Below are 24,422 nucleotides of genomic sequence, written 5' to 3' on the forward strand. Positions count from 1 at the left end.
ATCAGTTCGCGATCGCCTCGTGTCCCGATGCCGGCGCATAGGCCACAGGGCGGCGCTTCTCCGGTTTGCGGCGCGTCAGCGCCAGCACGAAACCCATGGAAATGGCCATGGCGATCAGCGACGAACCGCCATAGGAGATGAAGGGCAGCGTCATACCCTTGGCCGGCAGCATACGGACATTCACACCCATGTTGATGATTGACTGAAAACCAAACAGGATAACGAGGCCGCTCACCGCATAGCGTGTGAAGTCATCCTCCTCACGCCGCGCTCTCGTCAGCCCGCGCAAGACCACAAAGGCAAACAGCCCCAGCAGGATCAGACACAGGATGATGCCGAACTCCTCACCGGCAACCGCAAAGACAAAATCCGTGTGGCTGTCAGGTAGGATACGTTTGACGGTCCCTTCGCCAGGACCACGTCCAAACCAGCCGCCACGGGTTATCGCCTCGATGCTCATATCCACCTGATAGGTGTCACCCTCACCGGTCAGGAAGCGGTCGATGCGGTCGGCCACGTGAGGGAAAATCGTGTAGGCAAGAAATGCCCCGCCTGCACCCAATGCACCAAGCACCGCAATCCACAACCATGGCATTCCGGCGATGAAGAACATCGCCCCCCAGGTGCCGAGAACCAGCATGGTCTGGCCGAGATCGGGCTGCGCCACCAGCAGCGCGATCACGAGCCCCAGAAGAAGCATTGCGAACAGGTTGCCCGGGATCTCCGGCTGCCGGGCGTGCTCATGAAAGAGCCACGCGCAGATCACCACAAAGGCCGGTTTCAGGTATTCGGAAGGTTGGACGGACACTCCGAATACATAGAGCCAGCGCCGCGAACCCTTGACTTCCATGCCCGCAAAAAGGGTGACCACCATCAGAACCAGCGCGCCCGCAAGCATGACGAGGGCGACCCGACGTACCTGACGCGGACTGAGGAAGGAAATCGCGATCATGACCACCAACGCAGGCAGCATGTAAACGATCTGGCGCGTGACGAAATGAAAACTCGACAAGCCGATGCGCTCCGCCACGGCGGGGCTTGCCGCAAACGACAGGACCACGCCCAGCCCCATCAGCATGAGGAAGGCCGCGAGAAACCACCGGTCAATGGTCCACCACCAGTTAGCCACCGGGCTGCGATCGGTGCGGCTCACCATGTCACTTGCTCCCCATCATTTCGGTACCGGCGAGCGAACGCACCGCTTCGCGGAAGGCATCGCCACGCACCTCAAAATTTCTGAACTGATCGAAACTCGCACAGGCTGGCGAAAACAGAACAACAGATTCCGGCGCGGGATCGCCCGCCGCATCGCGCGCCGCATGGTCTACGGCTTTGTCTATCGTACCCGAAATCTCGAACGTCGTCGCCTCCCCGATGGTGGCAGCGAAAGCCGGTGCCGCCTCGCCAATGAGGTAGGCCTTGGCGATCCGCGGAAAGAAGCTTTTCAGCGTCTCGATCCCGCCCTCCTTGGGCAGGCCGCCCGCGATCCAGTAGATGCGCTCGAAACTTGCCAATGCCCGCTCCGCCGCATCGGCATTGGTGGCCTTGGAATCGTTGACGAAGAGAACCCGTTCCCGGCGGGCCACCTGCTCCATGCGGTGGGCAAGCCCGGGAAAACTGCTGAAACCGGCCTGGATCTGGTCCGCCGTCAGACCGCAGTCGAGACAGGCCACAAGGGCCGCCAGCGCGTTCTGAGCGTTGTGCGCGCCGCGCAGAGATCCGATGCCTTGAAGCGTCGCCAGTTTTTCGGCGACGCCATCGGCGGCTCGCATGAGATCGGAACCCTCCAGATAGAACCCATCGGAGAGCGATGATGTCGCCGAGATTCGCTGCAGCCTGCGTCCCTGCTTTTCAAGCCGGTTGGCGATGTGCCGGCAGTCGGGATCGTCGACACCGACTATCGCCAGCCCGCTCCTCGCCACCAAGCGTTCCTTGATACCCGCATAATTCTCGAAGGAGCCGTGCCGGTCCAGATGGTCGGGCGAAAGATTGAGCAGAATGCCAACGGAAGGATCAAGCGTCGGAGCAAGATCGATCTGATAGGAGGAGCATTCCACCACATGGTATCGATCAGCAGCAGGAGGTTCGAGCGTCATCACGGCCCGGCCGATATTGCCACCCATCTGCGTGTCGCGTCCCGCACTTTTGAGAATGTGTGCGATCAGAGCTGTTGTCGTGCTCTTGCCGTTGGTGCCGGTAATGGCAACAAACGGTGCCCCAGATGCATGGACCCGGCGCTCGCGTGCGAAAAGCTCCACGTCGCCGATGATTTCCACTCCCGCTGCCCGCGCCAGATCCACACTCCAGTGCGGACGCGGATGCGTCAGCGGCACACCCGGCGAAAGGACGAACGCCTCCTGCCTGTTCCAGTCGATGTTGCGCAGATCTCCGGTCGGCACTCCTTCACCCGCCGCCCGCGCCACGCTGTCGGGGTTGTCGTCAAAGGCCGTCACTCGCGCCCCGCCGGCCATCAGCGCGTGGGCGGTGGCGATACCCGAACCGCCGAGCCCGAAAAGGGCGATGGTCCTGTCGTTGAAAACCGTGGCCGGGATCATTCGCGACCCCTAGCGCAGCTTGAGCGTGGAGAGCCCGATCAGGGCAAGCAGCACTGCGATGATCCAGAACCGGATCACCACCTGGCTCTCCGTCCAGCCGAGCTTCTCGAAATGATGGTGGATCGGCGCCATCAGGAACACGCGTTTTCCGGTCATTTTGAAGACCGCCACCTGGATGATCACCGACAGGATTTCCACCACGAACAGCCCGCCGATAATGGCGAGCACGATCTCGTGCTTGGTGGCCACGGCCACCGAGCCGATCAGGCCACCCAGCGCCAGTGATCCGGTGTCCCCCATGAAGATCGCCGCCGGCGGCGCGTTGAACCACAGGAAGCCGAGCCCCGCGCCGATCACGGCTCCGAGGATCACCGCCAGCTCACCCGTGCCGGGCACGAAATGGATCTGCAGATAGTTGGCGAAAATGGCGTTGCCGGAGAGATAGGCGATCACGCCGAATGAAGCCGCCGCCACCATCACCGGCACGGTGGCAAGCCCGTCGAGCCCGTCCGTCAGGTTCACCGCATTGCCCGCCCCGACGATCACGAAAGCCGCGAACGGGATGAAGAAAATACCGAGATTGAGCAGGAAATCCTTGAAAAACGGAAAAGTCAGCGACGAGGAAAACGGCGCCTGCCCCGCCTGCATGATGGTCCATGCCGCAAGCCCCGCGATCAGGAATTCCGCCGAAAGCCGCGCCTTGCCCGAAAATCCGAGATGCGACTGTTTCGTCACCTTCAGATAATCGTCGTAGAATCCGATGGCGCCAAAGCCCACCGTCACCATCAGCACCACCCAGACATAAACGCTGGAAAGGTTTGCCCACAGCGCGCACGAGCCCAGAATGCCCGACAGCATCATGAGCCCGCCCATGGTCGGCGTACCGGCCTTCTTGAAATGGGTCTGCGGCCCGTCGGCACGGATCGGCTGTCCCTTGCCCTGCCGCACCCTGAGCGAGGCGATGATCATCGGCCCGAACAGAAAAACGATCAGCGCCGAGGTGATCAGCGCTCCGCCGGTGCGGAAAGTGATGTAACGGAATACGTTGAAGACCGAAACTTCATCGGCCAGTTCAACGAGCATCATGAGCATGGATCAGTCCCCCGTCGCCGCGCCCGGATAGGTGTTGATAAAGGCGTCGACCAGTTTGTTGAAGCCGATGCTCTTCGAAGATTTGATCATCACGGCGTCGCCCGGCTTCACCGCGTTGATCACAAGTTCGCGCAATTCGTCCGTCGTCTCGCGATATTCCACCGGCAGCCCCTCCGGCAGCGCCTCAGCCAGCGCCTTCATTTCGCGTCCGGCCAGAAACACGCAGTCCGTTCCCGCTCCCGTGACAAGATCCGCCAGCCCCGCATGCAGTTTGGGCGCGTGGGTGCCAAGCTCCGCCATGTCGCCGAGAATGGCGATGCGCCGCCCGCCCTCGCCCACGTCCGCGCGTTGCAGCAGATCGAACGCGGCCTCCATCGAGGCCGGATTGGCGTTGAAGCTCTCATCGATCAGCGTAAACGCGCCATCCTCCAGCATCAGCCGGTGCCGCGCGCCACGCCCCGCTTCCGTGCCGAAGGAGCCCAGCGCCATCGCCGCCCTCTCCACATCCGCGCCCGCCAGATGCACAGCGCCCAGTGTGGCAAGCGCGTTCTGAACCATATGCCGCCCCGGAACACCGAGCCGCACCTCAGTCTCCTGGCCTTCGATCTTCACGGCAAAGGTGGAGGATTGCGCGCCGCATTCAGCATGCATCAACCGGACATCGGCGCGCGCATTCTCGCCAAATCCCGCAATGGTCTTCACACCGGCTTCCCCGGCAATCGCCGAAAGCAGTTTCCAGCGCTTGTCGTCGCGGTTGACGAGCGCAGCACCGCCCTTCACGACACCTTCGAAAATCTCGCCCTTGGCACGCGCGATCTCATCGACACTCTTGAAGAAGCCGAGATGCGCCGCCGCCACCAGCGTGACAACGGCAATATGCGGGCGCACCATCTTCACCAGCGGGCGAATTTCGTCCGGGTGGTTCATGCCGATCTCGAAAATCGCGAAATCGCAATCGGCCGGCATCCTGGCGAGCGTCAGGGGCACCCCCCAATGATTGTTGAAAGAACGGTCCGCTGCATGAACGCTTCCGCAAGCCGAAAAGGCCTGCCGCATCATGTTCTTGGTAGACGTTTTGCCAACCGAACCGGTCACCGCCACGATCTTGGCGCGGCTGCGCAGGCGCGCGGCGCGGCCCAGATCTTCCATGGCCGTCTGTACATCCGGCACAACAACTTTCGGAACAGCCAACCGCCCGAGCGCCGGCAGCTTCGCCTCGGAAACCACCAGAACGGAGGCTCCCGCCGCCATGGCTGCGGTGGCAAAATCATGTCCGTCGAACCGCTCGCCCTGAATCGCGAAAAACGCATCGCCCGGCTGCAGCGTCCGCGTGTCGATGGAGATGCCGGTAATCGCCGCGACCGGCTGGCCGAGCGGTCTGCCCCCCGTTGCCTGTACCAGCGCATCATGTGTCCACAAAACGCTCATCGGGCCCGCTCCGCGAGTGCGGCCCGCACTTCCTCATGGTCCGAGAAATGATGTTTTTCGCCGGCGATTTCCTGTCCGGTTTCGTGCCCCTTGCCAGCGACAATCAATGTATCGCCCTCTTCAAGCATCGACACGGCATACCGGATCGCTTCATGGCGGTCCCCGATTTCACGCGCTCCCGGCGCTGCCGCCATGATGGCGGCCCGGATGGTTGCCGGATCTTCCGATCGCGGATTGTCGTCCGTCACGATCGCCACATCCGCCAGTCGCGCCGCGATCTCACCCATGATCGGGCGTTTCCCCGTGTCGCGGTCACCGCCACAGCCGAAGACGACGATCACTCGCCCTGTCGTGAAGGGGCGGACAGATTTCAACACGTTCTCCAGCCCATCCGGCTTGTGGGCATAATCCACATAGACCTGGGCGCCGTTTTCGGCCGTCCCCACGAGCTCGAGACGACCCGACGCCCCTTTGAGGGTCTCCAGGGCCGCAAACGCCGTCTCAACCGCCGTTCCGGTGCTGATTGCCAACCCGGCCGCAACCAATGCATTGGCCACCTGGAAATCGCCGGCAAGCGGCAGGTCAACCTCGTAGATAACCCCGTCGACATCCACTTCCGCCCGCTGACGGTGACGCTCGTGTTCAACCCGCTTCAGCGTCAGGAATGTCCCCCGCCGCCCCACCGTGCGCACGTCGAGACCCGCAGCTTGCGCGGCTGCTACCGTTGGTTCGGTCCAGGGATCGTCGGCAAAGACCACCGCAGGCGCTCCCTTTGTAAGGAGCGTGTCGAAGAGCCGGAGCTTGGCCTTGTGATATTCCTCAACCGTTGGATGATAATCCATATGGTCGCGGCCCAGATTGGTAAAACCACCAGCCGAGAGCCGCACCCCATCAAGACGGCGCTGGTCTAGGCCATGGCTCGATGCCTCCATGGAGGCATGGCTAACACCCTCACCTGCCAGTTCGTCGAGCAGCCGATGCAGCGCGATCGGATCGGGCGTCGTCAGTTCACCATACTCGTCGCGCCCCGGTGCCACCACGCCGGTCGTGCCGATGCTGGCTGCGGCCAGGCCCGCGTGTTCCCAGATCTGGCGCGTGAATGAGGCCACAGAGGTTTTGCCGCTGGTCCCGGTCACCGCAACCATCGTATCGGGCTGGCGCGGAAAAAAACGCGCCGCGCACAGGGCAAGAGCGTGCCGGGGGTCCTCTGCTTCAATGACAGGAACGCCGGGATCGGAAGAAAGCGCTCCGGGAGCAGCAACGATGGCGGCTGCCCCCTTACTGGCAGCTTCTGCCGCAAATGCTGCACCATTGGCCTTTGTCCCCGCCAGGGCGAAAAACAGATCCCCCGCCTCTACCTTTCGCGAATCCGCGGAAATCCCCGAGACTTCCGCTTCCGCAGACAACAATCCCTGTTGAGGAAGAATCTCCGCCAATTCACTGAACTTCATGAGGCCCCGGTACTTTCATTTGCGTTTGTTGTCTCGGCACATGGCCGTCTCACTGCGCCGACTCACTGCTGCGAAATCAGCAAGGCATCACTTTCTTGACCGAATTCAGGCTTCACGCCAAGCAACGGCGCCGAACGGCGGATGATGTTGCGCACCATAGGCGCGGCGTTCAGACCCGCGGTCGCACCGATCCCGTCCCGCTCCGGCTTGGGTTCATCCACGAATACCAGCACGATATATTCGGGATCGTCGACCGGGAAACCGGCGATGAATGCGTTGAAACGAACATTCTTGGAGTAGCGGCCGTTGACGACCTTTTCAGCCGTGCCCGTTTTACCACCCACATAATAGCCTTCGACCTCAGCCCGCCGGCCGGAACCTTTTTCTGAGTTGAGGCGGAAGAGATAGCGCATCTGGGCGCTTGTCTTGGGCGAGATCACCTGTTTTGCGATTTCGTCTGCCTCCGCCTCCGAGCGCGGCAGGAACGTTGGCGGAATAAGCTTGCCACCGTTCAGCATGGCCGCGGCCGCCACCGCGGTCTGCAGCGGTGTCGTGGCCACACCATGACCGTAGGAGATCGTGATCGAGTTGATCTTCTTCCACTCCTTCGGTTCCGTCGGCAAGGCAACTTCGGGCAATTCCGTGGACATCCGCCCCAGAAGACCGATCTTCTCAAGAAACGCTCTGTGCCCCTCGATACCGACCACATCGGCCATCTTTGCTGTGCCGATGTTGGAAGAGTAGATGAAAATCTCGGGCACGCTCAAGACGCGACGTTTGCCGTGAAAGTCGTTGATTGTGAAACCGCCGATGCGAATGGGGCGTGTCGCGTCGAAACTGTCATTGATGCTCACCAGGCCCGAATCGAGCCCCATCGCGGTCGTGAAGATCTTGAAGGTCGAGCCCATCTCGAACACGCCGGCCGACATGCGGTTCAACCGGTCCTTGTCGAGCGCATTCACCGGATTGTTGGGATCGTAATCGGGCACGGATGCCATCCCCACCACTTCGCCGGTATTGGCGTTCAACACCACAGCACCGGCTGCAATTGCCTGATACCGGTCGAGTGCCTGAACCAGTTCATCGCGGATGATATGCTGTACACGCAGGTCGATCGACAACTTGACGGGCTCCAGATGCCCCTCCACCGCAAGCCCCGTGGCCTGCAGGTCTGCAAGGCCCTGGTCATCGACGAATTTCTCGATGCCCGCGATGCCTTTGTTGTCGATGTTCACGAGCCCGAGGATATGCGATGCGGTCGGTCCGCCCGGATAGAAACGCCGCTTTTCCGTGCGAAAACCAAGCCCTGGCACGCCCAGTGCCAGAATGTCCGCCTGCTGGCGCGGCGACAGCTGACGGCGCAGCCACACGAAGCCCGCATCGCTGTCGAGCCTCCGATAGGTCTGCTGATAGTTGAGATCGGGAAGAACGGTCGAAAGCTTTTCGATCGCCTCATCGATGTCCACGATCCGCCGTGGTTCCGCGAAAAGCGAAGCTGTCTTGATGTCGGTCGCGAGCACTTCACCATTGCGATCCACAAGATCGGGCCGTGAGGCGGTGACGCGCGCGGCGGGAACGCTTGGCTCGGGCTCATCCTGCAAGGCGAGATGAACCAGCCGCCCGCCGAGTGCCGCATAAATACCGAACATGACGGCCATCGCCATCACCACCCGGTTCTGGGCCCGCCCGCCGCGGGATTTGCCGGTTCCGTCCATCACGATGGTTGCGGCCCCTCGGCGAACAGCCGAGGAAGCCAGGTCGTCTGCATATCCGCTCGAGCTCATCATGGCTGCACCGCCCCGGTTGTCGTCTGATCCGCTTCGCCGCCGGCATCCGCCATGCCGCCGACGAGCCCTTCAATGGTCAAGGATTTTTCCGGAAGGTCGGAGAATTCGGCTATCTGAGGCGCCTCCACCGGCTGCAGTCCCAATTCGTCCTTATAGGTCTCGGCCAGTCGCTGCAGGCGCGCTGGCTGGGTCAAGAGGCTCCAGTCGGCCTTGAGGAGATCGATCGAATCCTCCTCGAGCTCTGCCTGTCGCTCGATCTTGCGCAGCTCCTCATATTTGGCTTCGGCATCGTGCTTGGTCTTGTAGGTAAACGCTGCCGCCGCCATCATGACCGTGATCAGCACAATATCGCTCGTGCGAAACATCTTTGCCTCTACCTCTCACCAGCACGTGCCGGCCGCGGAAAGCGCGAAAGACCGACAATGTCGAAATCAACCTCTCCGGCTTGTGCCTCACTGCGCACCGCCAGTCTTAGCCGCGCCGAGCGCGCCCTGGGGTTTTGCTCCGTCTCTTCCCGTGTTGGCGCGACGGGCTTGGCCGGTTTGTGAAATGTGGGAGCGGCGTCATGCACCTCCGGCAGATGGCGGGAACCGCCCTGGCCACCGGCCCGCTCAACCATGAAGCGTTTCACGATCCGGTCTTCCAGAGAATGAAACGTCACCACGACCAGCCGCCCGCCGGGCTTCAAAGCCCGTTCGGCCGCAAAAAGCGCCCGCGCCAGTTCACCAAGCTCGTCATTGACGTAGATACGCAACCCTTGAAAGACGCGCGTTGCGGGATGAATTTTCTCCTGCGGTCGACGGCCAACGATTTTTTCGACGGCACGCGCCAGCTCCAGCGTTGTCTCGAAAGGTTTTTCAGCGCGCAGTCTCTCAAGACCACGCGCGATACGCCCTGCCTGACGCTCCTCGCCCAAAATTCCGAATATGCGCGCCAGATCGCCCGCCTTCATCGTGTTGACCACATCGGCCGCGCTCAAACCCGAGCGCTCCATGCGCATGTCGAGGGGTCCATCCTTCTGGAAGGAGAAACCGCGCACGGCCTGATCGATCTGCATGGAGGAAACGCCGATATCGAGCACAACACCGTCGACATGGCCCTCAACCACCTCGTCGAGCCTGGAAAACCGGTTCTCCACCAGTCTGAGACGTCCAGCCCATTGCTCCACAAGTGCCTGACCTGCTTCGATGGCGGTCGGGTCGCGGTCGATTGCCGTGACCGATGCACCCTCTTCAAGCAGCGCGGTTGTGTAGCCGCCGGCACCGAACGTGCCGTCAATGAAATGCTGGCCGTCGAGAGGCCGAAGAGCGTCGAGAACTTCACGCAAAAGAACCGGAATGTGGCGGGCCGGTCCGCCACCGGCCGGGCTTTCGCCGCCGGGGCCCGCCATCATTCCGACTGTCCGGCAGTACGGGCCGATGTGGCCGCCTGCCGAAGCTTGAGAAGCCGTTCGCGCACCGCCTGCCCATGGGCTTTCAGCCGCTCCGGCTCCCAGATCTGAAAGAAATGCCCGCGCCCGACGAAGGCCACATCCTTCGTGATCCCGGTGTGCTCGCGAATGAAATCCGTCACGGTGATGCGCCCATCTTGATCCAGTTTCAGGAACGCGCCGTCGCCATGCACGAAAAACGACATATCGTCCGCAGTCTGCAGAAAAGGGTCCTCCTGCGCGATCCGCTCTTCGTAGCGGTCGAGCAGATCGAGACCGCCCACATCCATCGCAGGAATGTCGAGCGCTCGCAGCGCATAGAGTTCGGTAAAGCCACGTTTTTGAACGACGGAGCGAAAATGCGCCGGCACCGAGACCCGACCCTTGGAGTCGATCTTGTTTACTGCATTCGACAGAAACCGGTCCATGACGCGTTGTGGCCAAAAGGCCCATGCCCCTCTGCATCTCTTCAGCCGCGCTCAGACGCGGCTCTCCGAACATTTGCCCGCCCCCCTGCAAGGGTGAATCCCAGCTTCCACGCCGCCCGGAAAAAGAGGCCGACATGGGAGGAACCCGTACTCCAACTGCAACGAAACGCTGATTTGTTATATGGGGTACCATGGGCCGATATGGGCGTCAACGGGATTAAGCTTCACAAATGCCGCAATGACAGGCGTTTTGGACATGCATCGGGCCATGGTCATTTATCGTGCATTAAGGCTAACAAAAGGTTAGGAAGAGCCTCGTGCCGTCCGGCCAGCATCCATCCAAATTCAGCGTGAGGAGCCCAATGTCCGAAAGTCAGAATGCCCGTGCAGCAAGCCTCTCACACCTTCATTCGGGCAACCTTTCAAAAGGCGACCCGCTCTCTACGCCGATCGTCATGAGCTCGGTGTTTCATCTGCCCGGCGACCCGGCGGGCGCGCGTCAGTATGGCCGGTTTGACAACCCCACCTGGGAGGCGGTGGAGGCAGCCTTCGCACATCTGGAGGATGCCGAAGCCATCGTCTTCCCATCGGGCATGGCGGCCATCTCGTCGGTTCTCCTGGCCCTGCTTTCAGCCGGCGATCGGGTACTCCTGCCCTCGGACGGCTACTACACACCCCGAGTTCTTCTGGAAAAGCACCTCACCCGTCTTGGCATCAGCTACGACACCCGCCCGACCGCGTCATTCGCAGAAGGTGGTTTTGCCGGATACCGCATGGTGCTCATCGAGACGCCGTCCAATCCCGGCCTTGATCTGTGCGACATTCAATTGATCACGAAGGCTGCCCATGCTTCGGGCGCAATCGTTGTCGCCGACAACACCACCATGACCCCCTATGGCCAGCGACCGCTGGATCTCGGCGTCGATCTTGTGCTTGCCGCCGACACCAAGGCCCCCAACGGACATTCCGACGTGCTTTTCGGCCACGTCGCAGGCCGCGACGCGACGATGATCGAAACGATCCGCGAGTGGCGCAAACTTGCCGGTGTCATCCCCGGCCCCTTCGAAGCATGGCTGGTCCTGCGCGGGCTCGAAACGCTAGAAGTGCGTTTTGACCGTATGTGCTCATCCGCCGAGACCATTGCAACACGTCTCGCAGATCATCCGGCGGTCCGGTCGGTGCGCTATCCTGGCCTGAAGAATGATCCCTCGCACGCCCTTGCCAAAACCCAGATGCTCCGTTTCGGTTCGCTCGTCGGACTGACGCTCGGCTCGAAAGAACAGGCAGAGCGCTTCATCGATACCTGTCCGCTCATTGAGGCGACCACCTCGTTCGGCGGCGTTCACACCTCGGCCGAACGGCGCGCGCGATGGGGTGATGATGTGGCCGAAGGTTTCGTTCGTCTGTCGGTCGGATGCGAGCCGACAGACGCCCTTTGGCAGGCGATCGACGCTGCATTGAAAACGGCGTGAAACTGTTCGAAATTTTCTGAAAAGGAGCCGAAATCCGTCGAATTCCGGAAAAATCGGCGAATTTCGGAAAATCGGTGCCAGCCGGTCTGTAAGCCGGGTTCTGTATGGCTGCAACGCCCGAAAACGATGCAACGTGACGGCCATTCCTCTGGGTCCGATGTTGCCATCGGCCTCAAGCAACCTACCCGAACGGCTGGGCCGGAAACGCCCTGAGGGTCGCCCCTCGCGCCATTCCTATTCGGTCTTGCTCCCGGTGGGGTTTACCATGCCGTCTTCGTTACCGTCGACGCGGTGGGCTCTTACCCCACCCTTTCACCCTGACCCCGCCAGTTTTTCGGTTCTCGGCAAATAGCTGAAAAACAACCGAAAAACAGGCGGGGCGGTCTGCTTTCTGTGGCACTTTCCCTGGGGTTTCCCCCGCCGGATGTTATCCGGCACCGTTTTTCCGTGGAGCCCGGACTTTCCTCGCAAACAGCCTTTCGGCTCTCGTTCGCGCGGCCGTCCGACCGGCTGGCAGGACGTATAAAGGGTTTCGTGCGACAAAACGCAACTCAAAACGCATGCGTTTGCACACGAAACCCCGTATTCCCGAACTTAGTGTCCGAGAATGCGCTTCACCTTCGAGCAATAACGCGAAGAGATCGGGTTCATGCGCTTTGCGCCATGGCCTGCATTGTATTTCAGAATCGTCCCGCAGGTCGTGCCTCCACCGAGCTTGTGCGCCTTGGCGAGATACTTCATGCCATACTTGATGTTGGTGTCGGGATTGTAGAGCCCCTTGGCCGAACCGCGGTAGCCCATCATGCGCGCCGTGGCCGGCTTGATCTGCATGAGGCCAATTTCGCCTGCCGCTCCCCGTGCATTGGCACGGTAGTTGCTCTCAACCCGGACCACCGCATTCGCCAGGGAAACCGGCACCCCATAAGCCGAAGCGTATTGAGCGATGATCGTCTGATAGGAACCGCCCTTCCCGCTTGAACGGACGGTCGTCTTCACCGTGGTTTTCTTCCTGCTCGACTTTGAAGCGGTCTTCTTGGTGGCTTTCGCCGGCTTGACGGACGCGGTGGTGGTCATATCGACCTTGCTCGCCTGGGAACCATTTCCGCCGCGAAGAATTGTCCGAAGCAGATTAGGAGCATCTTCGCCTTTGGTGGTTTTCTCAGCACTCTTCTTCGCGGAATGCAGAGCTATTTCCTGTGCGTAGTTGGTCTTCTCGCCAGCGTTGGACAAAGACGTTGCAGCGCCGACAGCGATCGCTGCCGCGAGTAAGGTTTTGATTTTCATTTCGACCCGTAACTCTGAGCCGCGGCATTCGCGCGGCGGTTTTGCTTTTTCAAGAGGCCAGGACAAGGGTCCCACGACCTCAACACGGGCGGTGTTTTGCAAGCGAAGGGGAAACAAAAAAGGCGCTTCAATTCAATAAATATGAATCGATGTAATTTTGCGCCAGTCTTGGGAGTGAGTGATCGTCAGGGAGAAGAATCAATCACAGATCAATTATACAACAATTCCCGCAGAATTATGCATGTTGTCGCATCAGCCAGACCACCAACCTCTAAAGGTCTGAAATGTCTTTGAAATTCCCGGACAACAGTTTGGGTTTTTTCGTCATAAACACCGCTGACATCGATGTTATAGCCATAGCGTTTCAACAATCTCTGCAGCGCCTCAACGGCTGGCCCGTCGTCCTCCGGGCCGAGGACACGTCCGCCTGAAACAGACGCTGTTGCGACAAAATGGCCAAGTCCTGCTTCCGCCAGGCGCTTCCATGGGAAACGTTCCCCTGGATCTACCTTTCGGCCAGGGGCAATGTCGGAGTGAGCAAGAACGCGTTTTGGTGAAATACCGTGACGCCGGCAGATATCGCGCCCAAGTCTCAAAACCGCTTCGATTTGGGCCTCCGGGAATTCCGGTAACCCCATGGGATGCCCGGCATTCGCAATTTCGATGCCGATGGACCAGGAATTCACATCATCGCGGCCCTGCCAGGTGCCCCGGCCTGCATGCCATGCGCGGTCCGCCTCACGAACCATCTGCACGATGCGTCCATCTTCATGAACGAGGTAATGACTTGAAACCTCGCTCTCTGACGCACAAAGCCAGTCCTGCGCGCTCTGGCCGGTCTCCATTCCAGTGTAGTGAAGGATAAGAGCATCGGGAGTGCAGCCATTCCGCCGCTCGCCAAAATTGGGAGATGGACAAACCTCTGCGCCTTGGAAATCCGGCTCAAATGAGGCAGCTTTCAGGACGTCCACACTCAAGCGCGCACCTGCACTTTCTCGATGCTCTCATAGGCGGCATTGATCGCGGCAAGACGAGTGTTGGCGATGGCCAAAAATTCTTCGGGAACCCCACGCGCGATCAGCCTGTCTGGGTGGTTCTCGGCGACCAGCTTGCGATAATGACGCTTGATGTCCTCGAACGGTGCATCCTGATCAACGCCCAGAACCAGATAGGGATTGCCATCTCCCTTAATGGCGTGACGTGACAGAATTTGCTCAAAATGATCTTCGCCAATATCAAAGATCTCTGCGACGCGCTGCAAAAACGCCGTCTCCCGCTCGTGAATCACACCATCGGCCTTTGCGATATGGAAGAGCGCATCAAGAATGTCTTCGAGGACCATGCAATTGGGTCCGCCATATCCGCATAGATTAGCCATTTGATGCGCATAGGCTTCAAAGCCGGCCACGTCCTGCTGAGCGAGGCTGTATAGACGCGCAACATTGGCCTGTTCATTGCGCGGAACCGAGAAAATCTCGTGAAACGCCCGCACCTCGTCCTGCGTGACGACACCATCTGCCTTAGCCATTTTCGCCGACAGGGCGATGATGGCGATCGAAAAGGCAACACGCCGGCGCAGTTGCGGGTCGCCTTCGAAAACCGTGCGGATGGCCTCGACCATCGCCGACAGCGCATTGCCCGGCGCGCGCGTGATAAAGTCTGTTATCCGATCCCAAAACGTCATGTCGGTTTTGTAACCGCAAACGCTTTGGATTTCGAGGCGCAGTTTGGCGCAAGCAAAAACCGGACGGCACCTTTTGCGCCATCCGGTCTTTGGTCTCAGGCACTCAATACGCAGCCTGACGGGTCATACCTTTATTGGCCTTTGATGGCCTTTATTGGCTGGCCCTTACTGACTGGTCGTATCCTGATCCTGCATCGGCTCAGCTTCCGGCGCTGCAGCCGGCGGATCCATCGGGGTCGCATCCTGCTGCTCGGGCTCGATGCTCTGGGTGGTCGTGTTGTCGCCTTCGCTGCAGGCAGCAAGTCCAAGAAGGGCAAGGCCCGAAACGGTGGCGGCTAGAAACTTTTTCATATCCACTCTCCATACAAAGCGCATCTCAAAAGCGCGTCGCCGCGCTCACAAAAGGGAAATGCGCGCGCCGGCACGGAGTTTCGTCACGTTGAGTGACTGTCGGTAACGATGCGGGATCAGAAGAGAGGACTAAAGACTGGTCGCGCTGCGCGCAGCCTGATCGTACTGGCCAGAGAGGGCGTGCATAACCGCTGCGATGCCAGAAAGCGCCTCCTCATCGAGTTTGAGCCGCTTTGTGCTGGCAACAAGCAGAGCCTCGCGAACCTCATGATAGCGCTCGCAAGCCGCAGCGCCCTCCGCCGTGGCCTTGACGGTCTTCTCCTTGCCTCTGCGCCCGGTCTTGACCAGGCCGAGCGCGGCAAGTTTCTTGATGGCATAGGAAGCGACGTGCACATCCTCGATGTTGAACATCATGCACAATTCCGAAAGCGTCTTCTCCCGGTTCCGATGATTGACCGCGTGCAGAATTTGCACGGCGGTGGGCTGCAGTCCCGGAACACCTGCAGCCGCCATGCAGCGTACCATCCAGCGCTCGAAGGAATGGTTCATCACGGTCATCGCAAATTCGATCTCCGACAATGCCGGCATGGCACCGGCGGCCAGATGGGCAGCAGAGACCACCGGACCGACTTTCCTTTCCGCGTTCGACATCATCACCTCGCGAGCATGGTTTGCGGCAGCCACAGCGCCAGTTGCGGGAACATGATGATCAGCACCACGGCAACGATCATCATGAGGAAGAACGGCAGTGTCATGCCGGCGACCTTCAGAATGTTGTGGCCGGTCAGCCCCTGAATGACGAACAGGTTGAAACCCACCGGCGGTGTGATCTGGCTCATCTCGACCACGATGACGAGATAGATGCCGAACCAGATGATGTCGAGCCCCGCAGCCTCCACCATGGGCAAAATGACGGAGGCGGTCAGCACGACGATCGAAATGCCATCCAGAAAACAGCCGAGAACGATGAAGAACAATGTCAGCGCCGCGAGCAGGGCATAGGGCGAATATCCCTGTTCTGCTATGAACTGCGCCAGCGCCCGGGGAATGCCCGTATAGCCCATAGCCACCGTCAACACCGATGCGCCAGCCAGAATGAGCACGATCATGCAGGAGGTACGTGAAGCGTTGCGCAACGCATCAGAAAACGTCACACGATTGAGCGTGCCGGTGAACCAAGAGAGCGCCAGCGCAAGCACCACTCCCACGACTGCCGCCTCCGTGGGAGAAGCAAAGCCCCCATAAATGGAACCGATAACCCCGGCGATGAGTGCAAGGATCGGAAAAAGGCGACGGGTCTGCCAAATGCGCTGAAGATAGGGCACACGTGCATCGGCTTCGGGCATGCGCCTGCGATTGATCAGAGACCAGACTGCCGTATAGCCCATGAAGAGCGCTGCGAGCATCAGGCCGGGAATAACCCCGGCGATGAAAAGTCGCGCGATCGACTGCTCGGTGGCCGCACCGTAGACGATCAGAATGATCGAGGGAGGAATAAGCAGGCCGAGCGTGCCTGAACCAGCGAGCGAGCCGATGGCCATGCGCTCGTCGTAGCCACGCTTTCTGAGTTCCGGGAGAGACATGCGCCCAATGGTGGCCGTGGTGGCGGCGGACGAACCCGACACAGCGGCGAAAATGGCACAGCCAAGAATGTTGACGTGCAGAAGCCGTCCCGGCAGACGCCGCATCCACGGCGCCAGCCCGGCGAACATGTCTTCTGCGAGCCGCGTGCGAAAGAGAATCTCCCCCATCCAGATAAACATCGGGAGAGCGGCAAGGTCCCAGGAGTTGATGGAACCCCATACTGTGGTGGCCATCACCGCGCCGGGCGGCACCGGCACCATGAAGAAGATGGCGGCAAGACCGGCAATCATGAGCGCCAACGCGACCCACAGTCCTGCCGCCAGCAAAACGAGGAGCAGGCCGCCGAGTGTGAGAGAAATGGTCAGAAGATCCATCACACCTCCTCCGCTGCGCCATCTTCATTTGCCAGATAGGATGGAGGCCTCCCGGCGAGAGCCGCAAAGAGGTCGTCCAGAAGGGCAAGGGTGAAAACACCAACCCCGAGCGCCATGACCGCCTGTGGGATCCAGAGCGGAACGGCGATAATGCCATAGGACAACTCGTTGAAACGGTAGCTGTCGAAGGCGAGCTTTGACGCATAGTAAAAGAAGAATCCCGACAGCGCGGCACCTATGACAAGCACGAATACCTCGGCCATTTGCCGCATCCTGTCGGGCATGGCTGTCAATGCCAAGGTCACGCGAATCTGCGCACCGCCGCGAAGCGAGCCGGCGAGCGCCATGAACGAGGCTCCCACCAGCAGAAAGCCAGCGATCTCAGCCAGCGACGGAACAAGAAATCCGAAGGGTGGCAGACCGAAAAGGCCCATCACAGTGTCGATGACACGTCCGAGCACTTGCGCAAACACCATAAGAGCGATCACGCCGAGAGCAGCCATGGCCAGCCATTCGGCCGCGCCATAGAGCCCGTTTAATGTCTTTCTCATTGTCGTCGTCTCCGCTCCGACGGTCAGATTGCGGTTGCACGCGGCAACGCGTCTACAGGCAACGAAATGTTCCGTCGCCTGCAGCGCCTGTCAAAGCGATCAGTTCTTGTAGGCGTCCAGAACGGCCTTGCCTTCGTCGCCGGCCTTTTCGGCCCATTCCGCCGACATCTCAGCACCGATCGCTGCCAGCCCTTCCTTGAGCTCAGCGCTGGGCGCCGTCACGGTGATGCCGTTGTCTTTCAGGATCTGCGTCTTCTCCATCGTTTCCTTGACGGAAGCCTCCCAGCCACGGGTCTCCGCGGTAGCGGCCGCCTCGAGCACAGCTGCCTGCTGATCCTCCGACAGGGCGCCGAATGCTGCCTTGTTCACGAAGACCATATTGCGCGGCAGCCACGCCTGCGCATCGGAGTAGTGAGAGAGGAAATCCCAGACCTTGGAGTTTGCACCTGTCGACGGTGAGGTGATCATGGCTTCAACACGCCCCGTGGCAAAGGCTGTGGGCAGATCGGGCACCTCGACCTGTGTGGGCAATGCCCCGGCAAGCTGGGCGAGCCGTTCGGTCGCCGCATTGTAGGCACGCATCTTCAGGCCCTTGAGGTCGTCAACCGAGGAAATTTCCTTTTTGGTGTAGATGCCCTGCGGCGGCCAGGGCACAGAGAAAAGCAGCTGCAATCCCTGCTCCTCAAGCTTGGCCGCAAGCTGCTCTTTCGACGCATCATAAAGCTTCTTCGCATCATCATAGCTGGTTGCCAGGAAGGGGATGGAATCCACTTCGTAGATCGGATCTTCGTTGGAAAGGCGCGAGCCGAGGATCTCACCGATCTGGGCGAGCCCCTGACGCACGGAATTCTTGATGTCCGGATGCTTAAAGAGTGAACCGTTTGAATGAACGGTGATTTCGAGCCCGCCATTGGTGGCGGTTTTCACATCGTCGGCAAACTGAACGATGTTCTGAGTGTGGAAATTGGTGTCGCCATAAGGCACCGGCATATCCCACTTGGTCTGCGCCGATGCGGATGTGGCAAAGCCGAGCGCAGCTGCGGCCAAAGCGAACTTGACGGAATGATGCATGTTTGATCTCCCATTTCTATAATGCAACGGAGGCGTTCCCTCACCTTCTTCGCTGCGACTTAGGCAGCGTGGCACATCCAGATAATATGTCAATAAATTATTGACGTTTTATCCGAGACATGGTTCTCCTTCCGGCAAGGATAATGCGAAGGAACCGATGATGACAGCAGGCAAATGGGATTTTTGGATCGACCGCGGCGGCACGTTCACCGACGTTATCGGCCGCGCCCCCGATGGCGGGCTCTTTGCCCGCAAGCTGCTTTCTGAAAATCCGGAAGCCTATGCCGACGCCGGTATTCAGGGTATTCGCGATCACCTCGGCGTCAAAAAGGGCGAGCCCATGCCCTCGCATCTGATCGGCGACGTGAAGATGGGCACAACGGTGGCCACCAATGCGCTTCTGGAGCGCAAGGGCGACCGCGTGGTGCTTCTCATCACCAAAGGCTTTCGCGACGCGCTGAAGATCGCCTACCAGGCGCGGCCCGACATCTTCGCCAAGGAGATCATTCTTCCCGAACAGCTCTATGAGCGCGTGATCGAGGTGCCGGAGCGCCGACGCGTGGACGGCACGGTGGAAACGGAACTCGACCTTGGAGCCGTGAAGGGCGAGATCGAGGCGGCCAAGGCCGACGGCATCGATGCGGTGGCCATCGTCTTCATGCATGCGTGGAAATATCCCGAGCATGAGAAAGCCGCTGCAAGCCTTTGCCGCGATTCCGGTTTCTCGCAGGTCTCTGTCAGCCACGAGACCTCACCACTCATCAAGCTGGTTGGGCGCGGCGACACGACGGTGGTGGATGCCTATCTGTCGCCGATCCTGTCACGCTATGTGAGCCGCGTGGCGGCAGAACTGGGCGTCGATGAGAACGGCCAGGGCCCCAGCCTCAAATTCATGATGTCGTCGGGCGGTCTGACCGCAGCCGACAAGTTTCAGGGCAAGGATGCGATCCTCTCCGGTCCTGCCGGCGGCGTGGTCGGCATGGTGGAGACCGCGCGGCTTGCCGGCTTCGACAAGGTGATCGGCTTCGACATGGGCGGCACCTCGACGGATGTCGCCCATTATGACGGAGAATATGAACGCGCCTTCGACACGGAAGTGGCGGGCGTGCGCATTCGCGCGCCGATGATGCGCATACACACCGTGGCCGCCGGCGGTGGCTCGGTGCTGCATTTCGAGGACAACCGGCTCAAGGTCGGTCCGGATTCGGCTGGCGCCAATCCCGGCCCCGCCTGCTACCGCCGTGGCGGGCCACTCGCCGTAACCGATGCCAATGTGATGCTCGGAAAATTGCAGCCCGACTTCTTCCCGGCCATTTTCGGCCCCGAGCAGAACGAGCCGCTCGATGTGGACGCCGTGCGCGCGCGTTTCACCGCGCTTGCCGAAAAGCTCGGCGACGGACGCCCGGCGGAAGCCGTGGCGGAAGGTTTTGTCACCATTGCCGTGGAAAACATGGCCAATGCGGTGAAGAAGATTTCCGTACAGCGCGGCTATGACGTCACGGGCTACCTGCTGAACTGCTTCGGTGGCGCGGGCGGCCAGCATGCCTGTCTCGTGGCCGACGCGCTTGGCATGGAAGCCGTGCTCATCCATCCGATGTCGGGCCTGCTTTCAGCCTATGGCATCGGGCTTGCGACCGTCTTTGCCTCGCGCCAGCAGGCGCTGATGCAGCCATTCTCAAAAAGCGCGCTGGAGGCCATCGACGCGCTTTCGGCGTCGCTGCGCGAAGAAGTGCGCGCCGAACTTGCCGATCAGGGCATCACCGGCGACAAGGTGGTCTGGGCCACAAAGCTGGAAATCCGCTACGAGGGCACCGATACGACGTTGCCCATTGCCTTCGACGGCACGCTTGAGACTGCCAAAGCCGCCTTCGAGGCGGCGCACAAGGCGCAGTTCGGCTTCGTCTATGACGACAAGCCGATGGTGGTGGAAGCCGTCAGCGTCGAGGGACTGGACGCCGGCGACGGACGACCGGTGGAGCAGGAGCAGGCGACCACCGAAACGATGCCACAGCCCGGCGAAACGCGTCCCATCTTCTGCGATGGCGCATGGCATGATGCCGGTATCTTCCGGCGTGAAGCCCTGTCGCGCGGTGCAAAAATCAACGGGCCTGCCCTCATCATCGAGGCCAACCAGACGGTTGTCGTGGAGCCCGGCTGGCAGGCCGAGATTACTGCACTCGATCATATCCTCATGCGGCGCGTGGAGAAAAAGGCCCGCATGGCAGCCCTTGGCACAGAAGCCGACCCGGTGATGCTGGAGGTCTTCAACAACCTGTTCATGTCGATCGCCGAACAGATGGGCGTGACGCTGCAGAACACCGCTTATTCGGTGAACATCAAGGAGCGGCTCGATTTCTCCTGCGCGGTCTTCGACCAGAATGGCGCGCTGGTGGCCAACGCCCCGCACATGCCGGTGCATCTGGGCTCCATGGACCGTTCGGTGGAAACAATCATCCGGCTGAACAAGGGCAATATCCGCCCCGGCGACGTGTTCGCGCTGAACGCGCCTTACAATGGCGGCACGCATCTGCCCGACATCACGGTGGTCACGCCCGTGTTTGATGATCGCGGCGAAACCATCCTGTTCTACACCGCCTCGCGCGGCCACCATGCCGATGTCGGCGGCACCGCCCCCGGCTCCATGACACCGCTGGCGACCACGGTGGACGAGGAAGGCGTTCTGTTCGACAATTTAAAGCTCGTCGATGGCGGCCGCTTCCGCGAACAGGACCTGCACACGCTTCTCACCGACCACCCCTACCCCGCACGCAATCCGCACCAGAACATCGCCGATCTGAAGGCGCAAATCGCCGCCAATGAAAAGGGTGTGGCGGAACTGCGCAAGATGATCGACCAGTTCGGTCTGGACGTGGTGCAGGCCTATATGGGCCATGTGCAGGACAATGCGGCAGAAGCCGTGCGCCGCGTGCTCGAACGCCTGCCGGATGCGTCGGAATATGAATATCCGACTGATACCGGCCAGGTGATCAAGGTGAAGATCACCGTCGACCGCGAGAAGCGCGAGGCGACCGTCGATTTCACCGGCACATCGGATGTTCAAAAGAACAATTTCAACGCGCCCGAACCTGTGACCCGCGCGGCGGTGCTTTATGCCTTCCGCGTGATGGTGGAAGGGCAGATCCCGATGAATGCGGGCTGCCTGCGGCCAATCAACATCGTGATCCCGGAAGGCTGCATGCTGCGCCCCTCCTATCCGGCGGCTGTCGTGGCCGGCAATGTGGAGACGTCCCAGCACGTGACCAATGCGCTGTTCGGCGCGATGAAGGCAATCGCCAACAGCCAGGGCACGATGAACAATCTGACCTTCGGCAACGAAGAATATCAGTATTACGAAACCATCTGCTCGGGTGCTCCAGCAGGGCGCATGAATGACGGACGCGGCTTTGACGGCGCGTCGGGCGTGCATGTCCACATGACCAATTCACGCCTGACGGACCCGGAAATCCTTGAACTGCGCTTCCCGGTTCTGCTCGAGGACTTCCACATCCGCGGAGGCTCGGGCGGCAAGGGCAAGTGGAATGCGGGCGACGGCACGCGCCGCACCATTCGCTTCCTCGAAACCATGGAATGCGCCATTCTCTCCTCTCACCGCACCCTGCCGCCACGCGGCGTAGAGGGCGGCGGAGACGGAGAAATGGGCAAGACCGAGGTGCGCCGCCGTGATGGCCACGTCGAAACGCTCAAGGGCTGCGACCAGACAGTCATCGAGGCCGGTGAAGCGGTGATCGTGACCACGCCCACCGCCGGTGGGTTCGGAAAGGCGTAAAGCGCTCGGCACTGCGGGCGGGGAATATTCCCCGCCTTTAACAGCCCCGTCACACTCGGTCATTCAGCGTTCACGCGCCTGTCATGGAAGCGCAGTAGCCCCTCAATAAAAGATTGAGGGGAGAGACCCATGACAGATCTTTCAGCCGGCACCGGCCTTTCCACCCGCCGCCATCTCGGCAAGGCGGTCTACCAGAACAGGGCCACCACGCGCGCCGGCCTTTCCGAACGCCTCTTCGCCCTTCTTTTCTCGGGCCTCGTCTATCCGCAGATCTGGGAAGACCCGGACGTGGACATGGCCGCGATGGAACTCGATGAGAGCCATCGCATCGTCACCATCGCGTCGGGCGGCTGCAATGTGCTGGCCTATCTCACCCGCCAGCCGGCAAAGATCGACGCCGTGGACCTGAACGCCGCGCATGTAGCGCTCAACCGGCTGAAGCTCGCAGCCTTCAAGACATTGCCAAACCATGGCGACCTCCTCCGGTTTTTCGGCGCCACCAACCAGCGCTCCAACAAACAGGCCTATGAGCGTTTCATCGCGCCCGCACTCGATGCCCAGTCACGCCGGCATTGGGAGAAACGTGGACCGCTCGGGCGCCGCCGGATCGATGCATTCAGCAAGAATTTCTATCGCAAAGGCCTGCTCGGCCTCTTCATCGCCACGGGCCACACGGTCGCAAAACTTTATGGCGTGAACCCTGCCGACATCATGAAATCACGTTCTATGCGCGACCAGCGCCTTTTCTTCGATGAGCAATTGCGGCCCCTCTTCGAGCGGAAATTGGTCCGCTGGGCGACGTCACGCAAAGCCTCCCTGTTCGGCCTGGGTATTCCGCCCGCACAGTACGATTCACTCATCACCGCCGGCAACGGCAGCATGGCAGACGTGCTCTCGAGCCGCCTTGAAAAACTCGCCTGCCATTTTCCGCTCAAGGAAAACTATTTCGCCTGGCAGGCTTTTGCACGCCACTACCCCGCACAGGACGAGGCCGCCCTGCCCGCCTATCTGGAACGCCGAAACTTCGAGACAATCCGCGCAGCAGCAGACAACGTGACCGTGCATCACGCAAACCTGATGGATGTGCTGGGTAAAAAGCCGGCACAGAGCGTGGACCGCTATGTGTTGCTCGACGCCCAGGACTGGATGAACGATGATCAGCTCAACGCGCTGTGGAGCGAGATAACCCGCACGGCAGCGCCCGGCGCCCGCGTCATTTTCCGCACAGCCGCAGCACCGAGCCTGCTGCCGGGCCGCGTACACGACCACATTCTGAACCAGTGGCACTATGAGAAAATCCGCTCGCGCGAACTTTCAGCCAATGATCGCTCGGCGATCTATGGCGGCTTCCACCTCTATGTGAAGGCGGCCTGAGAATGGCCATGCCGCAGGCCGCAGGCCACGCCAGCCTGATGGACGGCGTCTATCGCCGCCAGCGCCATATCTATGATCTGACGCGCAAATATTATCTGCTTGGGCGCGACGGGCTGATCGGCGGGCTGAACGTGCCGGAAGGCGGCACGGTACTGGAGCTGGGCTGTGGAACGGGGCGCAATCTGGCGCTCGTGTCGAGCCACTTTCCAAAAGCGCGGCTCTTCGGCCTCGACATCTCGCAGGAGATGCTGTCAACCGCCAGACGGCGCATGGAGCGCGAGGGCATTGAGGCCCAACTGGCCAAGGCCGATGCATCTTCTTTCCATGCCGAAGCGCTGTTCGGGAAAACCCGGTTCGACCGGGTTTTCATTTCCTATTCGCTGTCGATGATCCCGCCATGGCGCGAGACCATTGCAGCCGGCCTCGACTGCGTTGCGCCGGGCGGGTCGCTGCACATCGTGGATTTCGGCCAGCAGGAGCGCCTGCCCGGCTGGTTCCGCGCAGGACTGCGGCGCTGGCTTGCAGCCTTCCACGTGACGCCGCGTGATTCACTGCGTGAAGCACTGGAATCGGAATGCGAGAAACGGGGCGCAAACCTGCGTTTCGACTCGTCTTTTCGCGGTTACGCCGTGCGGGCGATTGTGGAACTGCCTGCGGTAGACGAGATACTGTTGCATTGACGTGGTGCGTGGTTCGACAAGCTCACCATGAGGGAAGTGG

21 protein-coding genes and 1 other RNA gene are annotated in these 24,422 nt (G+C 60.6%); 4 read left to right on the forward strand and 18 right to left on the reverse strand.

The genetic code is table 11. The features are described from left to right. Position 1: 1 nt before the first annotated feature. The 9 genes from ftsW to mraZ all read right to left on the reverse strand — a co-directional run bounded on the left by ftsW (position 2) and on the right by mraZ (position 10,170). Positions 2–1,156: a putative lipid II flippase FtsW gene (gene ftsW / locus AC2CHD_RS04515; RefSeq protein WP_484552725.1), complete on the reverse strand. Its 1,155-nt coding sequence runs from the start codon at positions 1,154–1,156 to the stop codon at positions 2–4. Between the two features lies 1 nt (position 1,157). Then, on the reverse strand, positions 1,158–2,555 hold the full coding sequence (murD, locus tag AC2CHD_RS04520; protein WP_484552726.1) for a UDP-N-acetylmuramoyl-L-alanine--D-glutamate ligase: 1,398 nt from the start codon (positions 2,553–2,555) through the stop codon (positions 1,158–1,160). Positions 2,556–2,564: 9 nt separating this feature from the next. Next, complete coding sequence (mraY, locus tag AC2CHD_RS04525; protein ID WP_065814948.1) at positions 2,565–3,647, reverse strand: phospho-N-acetylmuramoyl-pentapeptide-transferase; 1,083 nt, start codon at positions 3,645–3,647, stop codon at positions 2,565–2,567. A gap of 3 nt (positions 3,648–3,650) precedes the next feature. Continuing rightward, positions 3,651–5,075 carry a UDP-N-acetylmuramoylalanyl-D-glutamyl-2,6-diaminopimelate--D-alanyl-D-alanine ligase gene (locus AC2CHD_RS04530; protein ID WP_229448882.1) on the reverse strand — a complete coding sequence of 475 codons (1,425 nt, stop codon included), beginning with the start codon at positions 5,073–5,075 and terminating at the stop codon, positions 3,651–3,653. Further along, positions 5,072–6,526, reverse strand: coding sequence for a UDP-N-acetylmuramoyl-L-alanyl-D-glutamate--2,6-diaminopimelate ligase (locus AC2CHD_RS04535; RefSeq protein WP_484552727.1), 1,455 nt, complete (start codon positions 6,524–6,526; stop codon positions 5,072–5,074). The genes AC2CHD_RS04530 and AC2CHD_RS04535 overlap by 4 nt, the downstream gene beginning before the upstream one ends. A gap of 62 nt (positions 6,527–6,588) precedes the next feature. Continuing rightward, complete coding sequence (locus tag AC2CHD_RS04540; protein WP_229449230.1) at positions 6,589–8,310, reverse strand: peptidoglycan D,D-transpeptidase FtsI family protein; 1,722 nt, start codon at positions 8,308–8,310, stop codon at positions 6,589–6,591. Then, complete coding sequence (gene ftsL / locus AC2CHD_RS04545) at positions 8,310–8,678, reverse strand: cell division protein FtsL (RefSeq protein ID WP_229448880.1); 369 nt, start codon at positions 8,676–8,678, stop codon at positions 8,310–8,312. The genes AC2CHD_RS04540 and ftsL overlap by 1 nt, the downstream gene beginning before the upstream one ends. Positions 8,679–8,686: 8 nt before the next feature. After that, positions 8,687–9,706: a 16S rRNA (cytosine(1402)-N(4))-methyltransferase RsmH gene (rsmH, locus tag AC2CHD_RS04550; RefSeq protein WP_484552728.1), complete on the reverse strand. Its 1,020-nt coding sequence runs from the start codon at positions 9,704–9,706 to the stop codon at positions 8,687–8,689. Then, positions 9,703–10,170, reverse strand: coding sequence for a division/cell wall cluster transcriptional repressor MraZ (gene mraZ / locus AC2CHD_RS04555; protein WP_229448878.1), 468 nt, complete (start codon positions 10,168–10,170; stop codon positions 9,703–9,705). Before mraZ ends, rsmH begins: the two co-directional genes overlap by 4 nt. Before the next feature lie 362 nt (positions 10,171–10,532). Between mraZ and AC2CHD_RS04560 the strand changes: the two genes are divergently transcribed. Then, positions 10,533–11,642: a cystathionine gamma-lyase gene (locus tag AC2CHD_RS04560; protein ID WP_484552729.1), complete on the forward strand. Its 1,110-nt coding sequence runs from the start codon at positions 10,533–10,535 to the stop codon at positions 11,640–11,642. A 73-nt stretch (positions 11,643–11,715) separates the two neighbouring features. Here the strand turns inward: AC2CHD_RS04560 and rnpB are convergent. The 9 genes from rnpB to AC2CHD_RS04605 form a co-directional block, all read right to left on the reverse strand. After that, an RNA gene (gene rnpB, locus AC2CHD_RS04565) (RNase P RNA component class A) lies at positions 11,716–12,156 on the reverse strand. Between the two features lie 80 nt (positions 12,157–12,236). Further along, positions 12,237–12,926, reverse strand: a complete 690-nt coding sequence (locus tag AC2CHD_RS04570; protein ID WP_229448876.1) for a lytic transglycosylase domain-containing protein — start codon at positions 12,924–12,926, stop codon at positions 12,237–12,239. A 209-nt stretch (positions 12,927–13,135) separates the two neighbouring features. Beyond that, the gene (locus AC2CHD_RS04575; RefSeq protein ID WP_484552730.1) at positions 13,136–13,903 is read right to left on the reverse strand and encodes an N-acetylmuramoyl-L-alanine amidase; all 768 of its coding nucleotides are present in this window, start codon (positions 13,901–13,903) and stop codon (positions 13,136–13,138) included. Further along, positions 13,900–14,610: a J domain-containing protein gene (locus tag AC2CHD_RS04580; protein WP_229448874.1), complete on the reverse strand. Its 711-nt coding sequence runs from the start codon at positions 14,608–14,610 to the stop codon at positions 13,900–13,902. The genes AC2CHD_RS04575 and AC2CHD_RS04580 overlap by 4 nt, the downstream gene beginning before the upstream one ends. A 165-nt stretch (positions 14,611–14,775) precedes the next feature. Then, positions 14,776–14,961, reverse strand: a complete 186-nt coding sequence (locus AC2CHD_RS04585; protein WP_229448873.1) for a hypothetical protein — start codon at positions 14,959–14,961, stop codon at positions 14,776–14,778. A gap of 129 nt (positions 14,962–15,090) precedes the next feature. After that, positions 15,091–15,615, reverse strand: a complete 525-nt coding sequence (locus tag AC2CHD_RS04590; protein WP_484552731.1) for a winged helix DNA-binding protein — start codon at positions 15,613–15,615, stop codon at positions 15,091–15,093. Then, entirely contained in the window at positions 15,615–16,919 is a 1,305-nt protein-coding gene (locus AC2CHD_RS04595; protein ID WP_484552732.1) for a TRAP transporter large permease, read from the reverse strand. The genes AC2CHD_RS04590 and AC2CHD_RS04595 overlap by 1 nt, the downstream gene beginning before the upstream one ends. Next, positions 16,919–17,470, reverse strand: coding sequence for a TRAP transporter small permease (locus AC2CHD_RS04600; RefSeq protein ID WP_484552733.1), 552 nt, complete (start codon positions 17,468–17,470; stop codon positions 16,919–16,921). Before AC2CHD_RS04600 ends, AC2CHD_RS04595 begins: the two co-directional genes overlap by 1 nt. 99 nt (positions 17,471–17,569) lie before the next feature. Further along, the gene (locus AC2CHD_RS04605; RefSeq protein WP_484552734.1) at positions 17,570–18,541 is read right to left on the reverse strand and encodes a TRAP transporter substrate-binding protein; all 972 of its coding nucleotides are present in this window, start codon (positions 18,539–18,541) and stop codon (positions 17,570–17,572) included. Positions 18,542–18,701: 160 nt separating this feature from the next. Here AC2CHD_RS04605 and AC2CHD_RS04610 point away from each other — a divergent pair, with 160 nt between their 5' ends. The 3 genes from AC2CHD_RS04610 (at position 18,702) to AC2CHD_RS04620 (ending at position 24,382) form a co-directional block, all read left to right on the forward strand. Then, the gene (locus AC2CHD_RS04610) at positions 18,702–22,328 is read left to right on the forward strand and encodes a hydantoinase B/oxoprolinase family protein (protein WP_484553217.1); all 3,627 of its coding nucleotides are present in this window, start codon (positions 18,702–18,704) and stop codon (positions 22,326–22,328) included. 129 nt (positions 22,329–22,457) lie between these two features. Next, entirely contained in the window at positions 22,458–23,702 is a 1,245-nt protein-coding gene (locus AC2CHD_RS04615; RefSeq protein ID WP_484552735.1) for a BtaA family protein, read from the forward strand. Between the two features lie 2 nt (positions 23,703–23,704). Continuing rightward, positions 23,705–24,382, forward strand: a complete 678-nt coding sequence (locus AC2CHD_RS04620; protein WP_484552736.1) for a class I SAM-dependent methyltransferase — start codon at positions 23,705–23,707, stop codon at positions 24,380–24,382. Positions 24,383–24,422 lie beyond the last annotated feature (40 nt).

It is taken from the genome of Nitratireductor sp. ATLC21, assembly GCF_057196525.1.